The organism is uncultured Roseobacter sp. (assembly GCF_947491795.1).
Taxonomy (GTDB): domain Bacteria; phylum Pseudomonadota; class Alphaproteobacteria; order Rhodobacterales; family Rhodobacteraceae; genus Roseobacter.
The window spans coordinates 1,257,292-1,270,113 of record NZ_CANLKW010000001.1; the positions used below are offsets into that span (position 1 = coordinate 1,257,292).

11 protein-coding genes are annotated in these 12,822 nt (G+C 62.4%); 8 read left to right on the top strand and 3 right to left on the bottom strand.

From position 1 onward, the window contains the following. Positions 1-36 precede the first annotated feature (36 nt). Complete coding sequence (locus Q1A34_RS06085) at positions 37-2,274, bottom strand: primosomal protein N' (protein WP_300032033.1); 2,238 nt, start codon at positions 2,272-2,274, stop codon at positions 37-39. 76 nt (positions 2,275-2,350) lie between these two features. Here Q1A34_RS06085 and fsa point away from each other — a divergent pair, with 76 nt between their 5' ends. The 5 genes from fsa (at position 2,351) to Q1A34_RS06110 (ending at position 6,255) form a co-directional block, all read left to right on the top strand. Further along, on the top strand, positions 2,351-3,004 hold the full coding sequence (gene fsa / locus Q1A34_RS06090) for a fructose-6-phosphate aldolase (RefSeq protein ID WP_300032035.1): 654 nt from the start codon (positions 2,351-2,353) through the stop codon (positions 3,002-3,004). A 142-nt stretch (positions 3,005-3,146) separates the two neighbouring features. Continuing rightward, positions 3,147-3,854: a DUF484 family protein gene (locus Q1A34_RS06095; protein WP_300032037.1), complete on the top strand. Its 708-nt coding sequence runs from the start codon at positions 3,147-3,149 to the stop codon at positions 3,852-3,854. Then, positions 3,851-4,771: a tyrosine recombinase XerC gene (locus Q1A34_RS06100; RefSeq protein WP_300032039.1), complete on the top strand. Its 921-nt coding sequence runs from the start codon at positions 3,851-3,853 to the stop codon at positions 4,769-4,771. Before Q1A34_RS06095 ends, Q1A34_RS06100 begins: the two co-directional genes overlap by 4 nt. Positions 4,772-4,880: 109 nt before the next feature. Next, positions 4,881-5,465: a cytochrome P460 family protein gene (locus tag Q1A34_RS06105; protein ID WP_300032041.1), complete on the top strand. Its 585-nt coding sequence runs from the start codon at positions 4,881-4,883 to the stop codon at positions 5,463-5,465. A gap of 94 nt (positions 5,466-5,559) precedes the next feature. Further along, a complete protein-coding gene (locus tag Q1A34_RS06110; RefSeq protein WP_300032043.1) occupies positions 5,560-6,255 on the top strand; it encodes a CDP-alcohol phosphatidyltransferase family protein in 696 nt (231 codons plus the stop codon). 214 nt (positions 6,256-6,469) lie between these two features. On the opposite strand, the gene Q1A34_RS06115 is transcribed toward Q1A34_RS06110, so the two are convergent. Continuing rightward, positions 6,470-6,925 (bottom strand): methylated-DNA--[protein]-cysteine S-methyltransferase, encoded by a 456-nt coding sequence (locus Q1A34_RS06115; protein WP_300032045.1) that lies wholly within the window; start codon positions 6,923-6,925, stop codon positions 6,470-6,472. Positions 6,926-7,070: 145 nt separating this feature from the next. Between Q1A34_RS06115 and Q1A34_RS06120 the strand changes: the two genes are divergently transcribed. From Q1A34_RS06120 to Q1A34_RS06130, 3 genes are all read left to right on the top strand, one after another. Continuing rightward, complete coding sequence (locus tag Q1A34_RS06120) at positions 7,071-8,327, top strand: DUF2254 domain-containing protein (RefSeq protein ID WP_300032047.1); 1,257 nt, start codon at positions 7,071-7,073, stop codon at positions 8,325-8,327. Between the two features lie 77 nt (positions 8,328-8,404). Next, entirely contained in the window at positions 8,405-8,845 is a 441-nt protein-coding gene (locus tag Q1A34_RS06125; RefSeq protein WP_300032049.1) for a hypothetical protein, read from the top strand. A gap of 206 nt (positions 8,846-9,051) precedes the next feature. Beyond that, on the top strand, positions 9,052-9,654 hold the full coding sequence (locus Q1A34_RS06130; protein WP_300032051.1) for a VPLPA-CTERM sorting domain-containing protein: 603 nt from the start codon (positions 9,052-9,054) through the stop codon (positions 9,652-9,654). 46 nt (positions 9,655-9,700) lie between these two features. Here Q1A34_RS06130 and ileS read toward each other — a convergent pair whose 3' ends face one another. Then, complete coding sequence (gene ileS / locus Q1A34_RS06135) at positions 9,701-12,679, bottom strand: isoleucine--tRNA ligase (RefSeq protein WP_300032053.1); 2,979 nt, start codon at positions 12,677-12,679, stop codon at positions 9,701-9,703. Positions 12,680-12,822 lie beyond the last annotated feature (143 nt).

Below are 12,822 nucleotides of genomic sequence, written 5' to 3' on the forward strand. Positions count from 1 at the left end.
GGAGGCAAACCCTGCCCCTCAATGCGCCCGGAACTTTCAGTAAAAGCTCTGCGGATCAATATCGACGGCAACCCGCAGATCACCGCGCAGGCGCAGCTGCGCCACCCAGGTGCTCAGCGCGGATTGCAATGGCGCGGTCTTTTCCGCCTTGACCAGGAGCCTGACACGGTGCCGCCCCCGGACACGGGCGATGGGTGCGGGGGCCGGGCCAAAGACCTGCGCACCTATGGACCGCAGCGGCTGGTCCTGGCGTGCAAGCTGATTGCCCGCGTCAAAAACTTTCGCCACGTCCGTTCCACTCAGAATGATCCCCGCCATCCGGCCATAGGGCGGCACACCAGCGGCCTGCCGTTCGCGCGCCTCGGCCTGCCAGAACTGCTCCTCCTCGCCCGCCAGAATGGCGCGTATCACCGGATGCTCCGGCTGAAAGGTCTGCAGCATCGCAGCCCCCGGCGCTTCGGCCCGGCCTGCACGCCCCGACACCTGGCGCATCAGCTGAAAAGTGCGCTCGGCTGCCCGCAGATCCGAGCCTTGCAAGCCGAGATCAGCGTCAATCACACCGACCAGTGTCAGTTTGGGAAAGTTGTGTCCCTTGGCCACCAGCTGGGTGCCGATGATGATATCCGCACCTCCGTCTGCAATGCGCACGATCTCTTCCTTTAGCGCCCGTGCGGTGCCATACATATCCGAGCTGAGCGTTGCGATCCGGGCCTGCGGGAAAAGCAGGGCAGCCTCCTCCCCCAGACGCTCCACACCAGGTCCGACAGGCGCCAGTCGCCCCTCGACCTCACAGGCGGGGCATTTTTCCGGCATCGGTTTTGTCTCGCCGCACTGATGGCACACCAGGCGCTTCAGAAACCGGTGCTCGACCATGCGCGCATCGCAGTCGTCGCATCCGATCTGGTGCCCGCAGGCCCGGCAGAGCGTGATCGGCGCATACCCCCGGCGGTTGATAAAAAGCATCGCCTGTTCGCCCTTGTCGAGGCGCTGATCCACAGCCTGTTTCAGCGTATCAGAAACCCAGCGGTCTGACGGCAGGCTCTCGCCGCGCATATCAATCGCGCGCATATCGGGCATGACAGAAGGACCAAAACGCGAAGGCAGATCAAGACGGTCGTATTTTCCCGCCTGGGCATTTGCCCAGGTTTCCAGCGACGGCGTCGCGGAGGCCAGCACCACATGCGCCCCGCAGATCGATGCCCGCAGAACGGCCATATCGCGCGCATTGTAGAGCACGCCCTCCTCCTGCTTGTAGGAGGTGTCATGCTCCTCGTCCACGACCACCAGGCCGAGGTTCTGATAGGGCAGAAACAGCGCCGAGCGCGCGCCGATCACCAGCTGTGCATCCCCGCAGGCAACCATCCTCCAGATCCGGCGGCGCTCTGTCATTGTCGCGCCCGAATGCCATTCGGCGGGTTTTGCGCCAAAGCGGGCCTCTACCCGTGTCAGAAACTCGGCTGTCAGCGCGATTTCCGGCAAAAGCACCAGCGCCTGTCTGCCCGCCCGCAGAGCGGCCGCCACCGCTTCGAGATACACTTCCGTTTTGCCGGAGCCCGTGACACCGCGCAGCAGCGTCGTGCCATACCGACCGCACCGGACAGCTTCGGCCAGACGGGACGCACCGGCCTTCTGATCTTTGGTCAGGTCTTTTCCGGGTAAATCCGGGTTCAGCCGCGCAAAGGGCAGGTCCCGGGGGCTGTCCTCTTCCAGCACGGCGCCCTGCGCCACCAGCCCTTTGACGGCCGACGTGCCGGTGCCCGCCATCTCTGCCAGTTCTTTCAGGGTGAAGGACAGATCACCGTATTCTGCCAGCGCCTCCAGCACCCGGCGCCGGGCCGCTGTCATTTTGTCAGGCTCTGCAGCGCCACGCCTGTACACCCGGCGCATAGAGGGCGGATCGCCAAGACCCGGCGCACGCGTCGCCAGCCGCAGCATCGCTGGCATCGGCGTCAGCGTGTATTCCGCCGCGCGTTCCAGAAAGGCGCGCATCTCTTCACGCATGGGTGCGGTGTCCAGCACCCGGATAACCTGGCGCACTTTTGAGATATCATAGTCGCCCTGTCCCGGGCCCCAGACCACACCCAGAACCCTGCGCGGCCCCAAAGGCACCTCAACAAAGGCACCAGGGCGGCATCCACCCTCCGGAGCGCGGTAATCCAGCGCACGGCCCAGCGGCTGCGTTGTCAGGACGCCGACAAGTGCGCCCTGTTCAAAATATTCAGGCAGGCTCACCGTGCGGGCTCCGGCTCTGTTGCAACTTTTGGGTTTAAGCATGGCAGATCATGCGGTAAAGCCAAGCGCAAGAGGGAAACCTGTTAGCGTTCACATCTGATACCAAAGGGAGCAAACGATGAAATTCTTTGTCGACACCGCCGACACACAGGCCATCAGCGAACTCAATGACCTTGGAATGGTTGACGGCGTCACCACGAACCCGTCCCTGATCCTGAAATCCGGTCGCGATATTCTTGAGGTGACCAAAGAGATCTGCGGAATCGTCACAGGCCCGGTCAGTGCAGAAGTTGTCGCACTTGAAGCCGACGCAATGATCGCCGAAGGCCGCAAACTGGCCGAAATCGCGGAAAACATCACCGTGAAACTGCCACTGACATGGGACGGGCTCAAAGCCTGTAAGGTCCTGTCGGGCGAGGGTAAAATGGTCAATGTCACGCTTTGCTTCTCGGCAAACCAGGCGCTGCTGGCGGCCAAGGCCGGTGCTACGTTTATCAGCCCCTTTATCGGGCGGCTGGACGATATCAACCTGGACGGCATGGACCTGATCCAGGACATCCGCACTGTCTATGACAACTACGGGTTTGAAACCCAGATTCTCGCGGCCTCGATCCGTTCGGTCAATCACGTCCAGGACGCGGCCCTGATCGGCGCCGACGTGATGACGGCCCCCCCGGAAGTGATCCGCAAGCTGGCGACACACCCGCTGACAGACAAGGGTCTGGAGCAGTTTATGGCCGACTGGGCCAAGACGGGTCAGAAGATCCTCTGAGCTGACCGCAAATATCCGATGATGCGCCCGGGGTGGCGCGCATCGGCCACATAAAATCTGCCATGACGGGAAATTTCCATTTCATGGCAGATTTTTTTTGTGCCGCGTGATACACAACCTGAAAAAAATGAGCGGGCAGCAGATGACCACAAAACCGAAAATCGAGGACGCCCTGCGCGAGGCGATCCTGTCACGTCCGGATGTGATCCTGGACGACAAGGACGTAATGAATGCCCTGGTGGCCGCCAATGAAAAGGCGATGGGCGCGAATATCGTCGACATGCGCGGCATTGCGATGGAACGGCTCGAAGCGCGCCTTGACCGGCTTGAGGACACCCACCGTTCGGTTATAGCCGCCGCCTACGAAAACCTGGCGGGCACCAACCAGGTTCACCGCGCCATTCTGCGGATGCTGGACCCGGTGGAATTTGAGAGCTTTGTTCAGGACCTGGGCGGCGAAGTTGCCGAGATCCTGCGTGTCGATATGGTGCGTCTGGTGCTGGAAACAGACCAGGCAGATACCGTTCCCGGGCTTGAACGTCTGGGTGATGTGCTGTCGCTGGCAGAGCCCGGTTTTATTGCCGGATATATTGCACAGGGACGCGGGGGCGGCACGCGGCAGGTCACACTGCGCCAGGTCCAGGGCGATCCCGGCGGCATTTACGGAGACAAGGCCGACTGGATCCGCTCCGAGGCCTGTCTGAAGCTGGATTTCGGCCCCGGTCGCCTGCCGGGCATGCTGGTGCTGGCGGCCGAGGATCCGCATATGTTCGGACCGCAACAGGGCTCTGATCTGCTTATCTTTTTTGCGGGTGTATTCGAACGGATCATGCGCCGCTGGTTGTCATGAGCCTGATCAGCCCCGCCGCCCGGGATGCCCTGCAAACCTGGCTGACCCACCAGCGGGCGCTGAAGGACGCGGCCGAGAATACGCTGACGGCCTATAACGGCGATGTGGCCGAGTTTCTCGCCTTTATCACCGAACACAAAGCAGAGCCGCAGGGCCTGCGCGCGCTGAGTGCGATTTCGGTCACGGACATGCGGGCCTGGATGGCGCGCACCAGATCCGGCGGTGTGGGTGCGCGGTCGCTGGCGCGCAAACTGTCTGCCGTCAAAGCCTTTTACCGCTGGCTGGCGGAACGCGAGGGGTTTGAGCCCACCGCCGTTTTGTCCGTCAGAGCACCGAAATTCCAAAAGAAGCTGCCGCGTCCGCTGGCAGAAGATGCAGCACGCGGGCTGATTGATGCCATCGAGATGCAATCACAGACGCCCTGGGTGGCCGCGCGGGATGTTGCGGTGGTAACGCTCCTGTGGGGGTGCGGTCTGCGGATATCCGAGGCCCTGTCCCTGACCGGTGCTGATACCCCCCTGCCCGGCACATTGCGCATCACCGGTAAGGGCGGCAAGGAGCGGGTTGTGCCGGTTCTGCCCGCCGCACAGAATGCCGTTGAGACCTATGTGCGGCTCTGCCCCTGGACACAGACACCCAACGAAGCGCTCTTTCGCGGTGTGCGCGGTGGGGCGCTGGGGCCCGGCACCATACAGAAGGTCATGGCACGTGCGCGGATGCAGCTTGGCCTGCCGTCCAGTGCCACACCACACGCAATGCGGCACAGTTTTGCGACCCATCTGCTGAACGCGGGCGGTGATCTCAGGGCTATTCAGGAGCTTCTGGGCCATGCGTCGCTGTCCACCACCCAGGCCTATACCGCAGTGGATACAGCGCGCCTGATGGAAGTCTACGAACGCGCCCATCCCAAAGCGTGAAACCCTCACAGGTTTGTGTGTAAAGGTGATGCGGCTCTGACCGCGAACCGTGCAAGTGTCTGCGATGTGCATACAGTCGCATACAATGAACACAGACGGGGACACTTACATGAAGAAACTGACACTCCTGCTGGCCGCGGCCGGCCTCTCAATGGCTGCAGGCACGGCCTTTGCCGAAGACTGCGCCTATAACGCCGAAAGCCCGTTTGATCTGGAGCAGTCCGAAGTCGAAGCGCTTTATGACTGTGTCAAAGACGCCATGGCAGAAGGCTATGCAAAACAGGGTGATGCTGTCGGATCAGAGTACCGCACCTGGACCGTGACGGCGACTGCAGCCGCGGTGCAGGGTGCGCACAGCAAGCGCGCACTGCTGACATTTGCCAACGACATCGCCGCTGAACAATACCTGAAGTTCGAGGAAGAAGGCGTGGTGATGCCGGTCGGATCCGTGCTCGCCAAGGAAAGCGTATCCTTTTCAAAGAAAAAGAAAACCGCCCGTCCGGGCCCGCTGTTTATCATGACCAAGGTCGCCGCCGGCGAAGCCCCTGAAACCAACGACTGGGTGTACGGCGGCCTGCAGCCCAACGGCAAGCCGATGAAATTCAAACAGGCCTTCTGCCATGACTGCCACACAGCCTGGGAAGATCAGGACTATCTGGCCTATCCGGTCGAGGAGGTCCGCATCGGGAACTGACCCCGATAACGGACCCTCTGACAGAGGCCCGCAGTCCCCTGCTGCGGGCCTTTTTTGTTTGCATCCGGCCTGCGCTTGCGGCACCAAGCGCACCATGACTGTAAGGTTCCGCGCTCTGTGCGTACATCTGCTGACCGCGACAGGCGCTGTTTTTGCGATGCTGGCCATGCTGGCCGCCGTCGACGAGAAGTGGGACCTGATGTTCCTGTGGCTCGTCGTTGCCTTTTTCGTGGACGGGATCGACGGCCCGCTGGCGCGCAAATACCACGTCAAACACAATGCGCCCGAGTTCGACGGGGTGCTGCTCGACCTGATCATCGACTACCTGACCTATGTCTTTATCCCGGCCTTTGCGCTCTTTAAATCAGGGCTTATGGACGGGTGGACGGGCTGGTTCGCGATCATCGTCATCACCTTTGCCAGTGCGATGTATTTCGCCGATACCCGCATGAAAACCAAGGATAATTCCTTTTCCGGCTTTCCGGGCTGCTGGAATATGCTGGTGCTGGTCATCTTTGCGCTGGAGCCGAATTTCTGGGTCAGCCTTGCGCTGGTGAGCGCGCTGGCGCTGGCCATGTTCCTGCCGCTGAAATTCGTGCATCCGGTGCGGACCGAACGCTGGCGTGCGATAACACTGCCGATGGCTGTTGCCTGGACTTTCTTTGCGGGCTGGGCGGCCTGGGTGGATTTCCACCCCGAAAGCTGGGCGCACTGGGGGCTGGTTGTCACGAGCGTTTACCTGACCTTTGCCGGGATCGCCCAACAGGTGCTGCCCGCGCGAAACGGGTAAACGCAACGCCCGGTGCCCCGGACACGGACATCACCCCAAAATCTACCCGAACCCCAGTAAAATATGGCAAACCCAACGTCGGTATAACGTCGGTATTTTGTCGGTATTGCGTCGGTGCATCGCACCGAAACCGGCCGGTTTGCGGGGTTAAGAGCGCGCACGGCCTGTAAACCCTGGCCTTGCGTGACCGGTGCGCACGGTACCACGTTCCCGGTCAGATCAGAAAACCGCCCGCCTTTTCATGGCGCAGCAGTGCCACTTTGGTCTCGACCCCACCCGCACCCGAAAACCCGGTCAGCCCTTTGGCCCCCATGACGCGGTGACAGGGGATGATTACAGGGATCGGATTGCCGCCACAGGCCTGCCCCACCGCCTGGGGCATCGCACCCAGCACCCGGGCAATGTCGCCATAGGTCACCGTTTCACCAAAGGGGATGGCGCGCATCTGCGCACAGACCGCGCGCTGGAAATCCGTGCCCGCCACACGCAGCGGCAGATCAAAGACCTCCAGCCGGCCCGCTTCATAGGCCAGCAGTTGCTCTGTCGCGGCGCTCAACAGGTCCGAGCGGTCCTGGCGCGGGGCCGCGCCCCAGCCAAGACGGGTAATCGCGCCCGCGTCCTCGGTAACGGTCAGATCGCCAAAGCGGGTGGGAACAGAGGCTGTAAGCATGCCGCCAGGGTGCCCGCACCCGTGCCACAGCGCAACCCGGAACCTGCGCCAAAAAGCACGGCCCGGGGCGGCGGCTGCATTTTGCCCGGCTGCGCGCCGCTTTCCGGTTGGATGATCCGCAGGGCCCGGGTACGGTCGGGACATGATGTCCCGGCTGAGATGGCTCAAACTTGTTCTTCTGCGATATTACCGCGACATGGGACTGCGCGTGCTGCTCTATGCGCTGCTGTCACTGGCGGCGACGCTGATCAGCCCCTTTGCGAATGCGCTGCTGGACGAAAGCCTGAAGGCGAAAATCGATTTCTCTGCAGTGATGGCGGTTCTGACGATCCTTGCCTCGTCGATGCTGGCGGTCTCGACCTTTTCGCTGAACATCATGGTCTCTGCCCACAGGGCCGCCGCCGATGCGGCCACGCCACGCGTGCACCGCATTCTGCTGGAGGACACGACAACCCAGTCGGTGCTGGCGGCGTTCATCGGCGCCTTTGTCTATTCGCTGGGCTCTATCGTGCTTTACCGGCTGGGGTTTTACCCGGAAGACGCCGCCTTTGTGATGATGATGATCACGACGCTTGTGGTGATCTGGGTGGTGGTCTCGCTGCTGCGGTGGATCCAGCATCTGACAACACTGGGCAGTGTCGAGGCGAGCCTGGATGCCGCCCGGGGCCGCGCGCGCGAGGCACTGCTGTCTCTGGCACGGCATCCGCGCTACGGGGCCTCCCCCCTGACGGGCGAGACCGTGCTGCCCCAGGAAACGACCCCCCTGCCCGCACCGCAATCGGGCTTTTTGCAGCTGATCGATATGGCAAAGCTGGAAGACTGCCTGCCACAGGGGGCGGCGATCTATCTGGATATGCGGCCCGGTTCGCACGTGCTGGAACGCCAGGTCATCGCGCAGGTCTCCGGGACGGTGGACGCCGGGACCCTGGAGCGTCTGGGCAAGACCTTTACCTTTGGGCGTATCCGTACGCATGAGCAGGACGCCAGGTTCAGTCTGGCGGTGCTGTCCGAGATTGCCTCGCGCGCGCTGTCGCCGGGCATCAACGATCCGGGCACCGCCATCGAGGCCGTTCTGGCGCTGAAATCGGTGCTGTGGGACTATACGCTGCAGACACCGGACCCGGACGCCCCCGCCGCGCCGCGTGTATTTGCAGCCTTTCCCGACCCCGCCGACCTGCTGGAAGCGGGGTTTGCCGCCATCGCGCGCGATGGGGCGGGCACGGTGGAGGTGGCACTTGCACTGCGCCAGTCGCTGGCGGCCCTGGCCGCTGCTGATGCGCCCGATATGGCCCGTGCGGCGCGCGCCTTTGCAGATGTGGCGCTGGATGCGTCCGCGGCAGCGGCGCTGCCCCGGCGCGACATGGAGCAGCTGGAGGCCGTCGCCATGCCTGGTGCTGACTGAGCGGGAGCGGTCAAGGACGTATCCGTGCTGCACGATCCGTGTCATGCTGGGGTGACCCCACCTGACGGAGCCTTCTTATGCGCCATTCCAGACAGGCCCATTCTGCCCCCGCGCAAAAGCGCGCCACCGGCCCCGCCCCCGGACGGGCATCCCCGGACCGCAGCCTGAGCGCACTGTCACAGCGCGCGGCGCAAAGCCCGGCAGCCCTGCGCGCCGGTGCGCTGCAAAAAAGCGCTGCCGCTGCGGTGCTGCAGCGTGCCGTGGTGCAGTTTCAGCAGACCAAGGTTTGTCTGAGCAGCGCTTCGGGCACCTATACGCTGAACGGCGTCGCGGGGACGTTTGCGTTTCAGCAGGGGTCAAAAGGGTCGGATGTGATGGTGCGGACCAAAAGCCACCCCAAAAGTCAGCAGGACAAAGAGGCGCTGGCCCAGACCTATCTGATCAGGCAGAAATACATCCCCCGCGGTGCGACGAACATAGCGTTCACCGAGTGCAGCACCTATGGGATCAAAGTCTGACCGGATGGATCAGGAGGTAACGGGCCCGGGGTGATACGCGCCGGGCTGCTGGCAGGTGGCGCTGCGGCAGCTGGTGCCGGTTTTTCGCAGCTGCACGCGTCGAAAGCATATGGATCCTACGCGCCCGGGCGCGGGTACATTTTTGTTGCGGCGGATCACGGGACGGCGTTAACTTTTCCGTACGACGTTTTCAGAAGGACCCGTTCGTGAAACCCATTACTTTCATTTTCTCCATATTTGCGGCCCTGGCGGCCCTGCCCGCCGCTGCGGGTACTGTGACACTCACCGTCTATGAGCGGGGCGACGATGTCGTCTTTTCCGCCGCAGGCATTCTGGATCTGAGCGATTTCACCATGGTGTCCGGCGCATCGTTCGGCACTGGTGTTGATGTGGCAGAAGGCCGTTTTGCCCTGGGCGGCGGTGGCACGGCGGATGTCTGGCGGTCCACCGCGTCCATTCCTCTGCCCGCCATCGGCACGGCCGGTATCATCGGGCCAGGGACAGGCAGCGCGGGTATTTTCGCCCTGACCGACCTCGGCGTCGATGACCTGGTCGATGTGGCCGTCGCCGCCGGTTTCACCAGTGGCGGCAGCGTGAGCGAAACGCTGGTGTTCGAGAACCAGACATTCGGCAGTCTCGGGATTTTTGCGTCTGTCAGTGCGGATGTCATGCTGACCGCATCGCAGACCTACTCCCTGCGTGTCGGCAATCAGTTCGCGCCAGCGGTTGTGCCGCTGCCCGCAGGCGGGCTGCTGCTGCTCACAGGGGCCGGTGCGCTGGTCGCAGCACGGCGGCGCAAAACCACCTGAAGAGATGCACAGACGGCACCGCACCCGCAGTGCCGTCTGACCGCGATCAGCCTGCCGCCGTCACGGCCGCATTGCAGCGTTTACACACACCCTTGTGCTTCTGACGGCCCACTTCCGGCAGCACTTTCCAGCAGCGTTCGCATTTTTTGCCCTTGGCTTTGGCGAATTTCACGCCGATGCCGGCCACTTCCGGCAGGGTAAAGGCATCCTCCGGGGCCTTGCGGGCGCTGATTTTGATCTGCGAGGTGATGCAGATATCCTCAAAGGGCAGCTTTTTCAGGGCCGCGCGCAACGCCTTGTCCGCGACATGCACAACCGGTGCTGCCTCCAGCGATGCGCCGATCACCTTGTTGGTACGCTCGATCTCAAGCGCTGCGGTCACAACACGGCGCGCGGCACGGATGCCCGCCCATTTCTGCGCCAGATCCGCGTTCAGCCAGCTGTCGGGCGTCTCCGGGAAATCCACCAGGTGGACCGAGCTGTCGGCACCCGGGAAACGCTCCAGCCAGACCTCTTCCATGGTAAAGACCAGAATCGGTGCCAGCCAGGTCGTCAGCCGCTGATAGAGAATATCGAGCACAGTACGCGCCGCGCGCCGCTGTTCGGTATCCCCGTCGCAATAGAGCGCGTCCTTGCGGATATCAAAGTAGAAAGCCGACAGATCCACCGTGGCAAAGGTAAAGACCGCCTGCCAGACCCCCTGGAAATCAAAACGCGCATAGCCTTCGCGCACAGATGTATCCAGCTCGGCCACACGGTGCAGCACCCATTGTTCCAGCTCCGGCATGTCAGCAGGCTCAACCCGGTCCGCTTCAGAGAAATCCGTGAGCGAGCCCAGCATATAGCGCATGGTGTTGCGCAGACGGCGATAGCTGTCCGCCACACCTTTCAGGATTTCCGGCCCGATGCGCTGGTCCAGCGTATAATCCGTCTGGGCCACCCAGAGCCGCAGAATATCCGCGCCATACTGCTGCACGACCTTTTCCGGCACGATGGTGTTGCCGATGGACTTGGACATTTTAAAGCCCTTTTCGTCCAGCGTCATGCCATGCGTGATCACATTGCGATACGGCGCCCGGCCGGTGGTGCCCACCGACTGCAACAAAGAGGAATGGAACCAGCCGCGGTGCTGGTCGGTGCCTTCCATGTAAACATCGGCGATACCGTCGGCGCTGCCGTCGGCGCGGTCGCGCAGGGTAAAGGCGTGGGTGGAGCCTGAATCGAACCACACATCCAGAATATCCGTGACCTGGGTATACTCCTCCGGGTTCACGATACCGCCCAGAAAACGCTCTTTGGCGCCCTCTTCATACCAGGCATCCGCGCCCTCGGCCTCAAAGGCCTCTGTGATACGCGCATTCACCGCGTCATTGCGCAGCAGATAGTCCGGGTCATCATAGCCCGCGCCGTTTCTGGTAAAGCAGGTGAGCGGCACACCCCAGGCGCGCTGACGGCTGAGCACCCAGTCGGGCCGCGCCTCCATCATCGAATGCAGGCGGTTGCGCCCGGAGCGGGGCGTCCAGCTGACGTTGTCAATCTCGGTCAGCGCGCGTTCGCGGATCGTTTTGCCAAAGGTGTCCTGGCCGTCGCCCACCGGTTTGTCGATGGCGGCAAACCACTGGGGCCGGTTCAGACGGATGATCGGGGCCTTGGAGCGCCAGGAATGGGCGTCCGAAATGGTGATCCGTTTCATCGCAATCAGCGCACCGGGCTCTTTGAGCTTGTCGATCACCGCCTTGCTGGCGCCGCCCGGTTTGCCATTGGGGCGGATGACCTGCTCGCCTGCGAAAAACGGCAGATCTGCGCGAAACGCGCTGTCGTCGGTGATGTTATAGGTCATCGGCAGCCCGTGCCTGACCCCGATGGCATAGTCGTCATCCCCGTGGCTGGGGGCCGTATGCACAAAGCCGGTGCCCGCATCCTGGGTTACATGGTCACCCGCCAGCAGGGGCACGTCAAAATCCCACTCTGCCGCCGCACCGTCCAGCCCGCGCAGCGGATGGGCACAGATCATGCCGGACAACTCCTCCACAGAGACATCCGCCAGACGGCGCACCATGCCTTCCCCGCCCAGACGGGCCTGGGCAAAGATCTCTTCTGCCAGCGCATCAGCGACGATGACTTTCTCGCCGATCGTCGCCCAGCACTCTTCGGGGCGGCCAATGACTTCGTACAGCCCATAGGAAATGCCCGGCCCGTAACAGATCGCCCGGTTCTGCGGGATGGTCCAGGGCGTGGTGGTCCAGATCAGCACGCTGGTATTGCGAAAGCCCAGCAGGCGCTCAGCGGCGGTCTTCTGCGCCTTTTGCGCGTCCTCTCCGTCTGCGGACACGGTGCCCTCAAAGCGCACCACCGGAAAGCGGACCCAGATCGCATCGGTCTTGCGGTCGTGGTATTCGACCTCCGCCTCGGCCAGGGCGGTTTTCTCCACTGGCGACCACATCACAGGCTTGGAACCCTGATAGAGCGTGCCGTTCATCAGGAATTTCATGAATTCCTCGGCAATCACCCGCTCGGCATGAAAATCCATCGTCAGGTAAGGATCGGCCCAGTTGCCAGTGATCCCCAGACGTTTGAACTCGTCGCGCTGGATATCGACCCAGCCGGCCGCAAACTTCCGGCACTCGGCGCGGAAATCATTGATCGGCACCTCGTCCTTGTTTTTGCCCTTCTGGCGGTACTGTTCCTCGATCTTCCATTCGATGGGCAGGCCGTGACAGTCCCAGCCCGGAATATAGCGCGCATCAAACCCCATCATCTGATGACTGCGCACAATGATGTCCTTGATCGTTTTGTTCAGCGCATGCCCGATGTGCAGATGCCCGTTGGCATAGGGCGGCCCGTCGTGCAGCGTAAAGGGCGCACGCCCCTCTTTTTCACGCAGCCGATCATAGACACCGATCTCTGCCCAGCGCGCCAGCCAGGACGGCTCGCGTTTGGGCAGACCTGCCCGCATGGGGAAATCGGTCTTTGGCAGATTGAGGGTGGATTTATAGTCTGGGGCTTCGGCTTTGTCGGCGCACATTGCGGGCGTCCTTCGGATGGGGGGAGTTCACGGAAATGATGCAGGTCGGTGCGAGCATCTCAGCACCCTTGCCCGGCGTCTCATCAGGTCAGAGCGCCGGGGATATAATTCGTATCGTGATCACGCAGGCCTGCATCATGAGC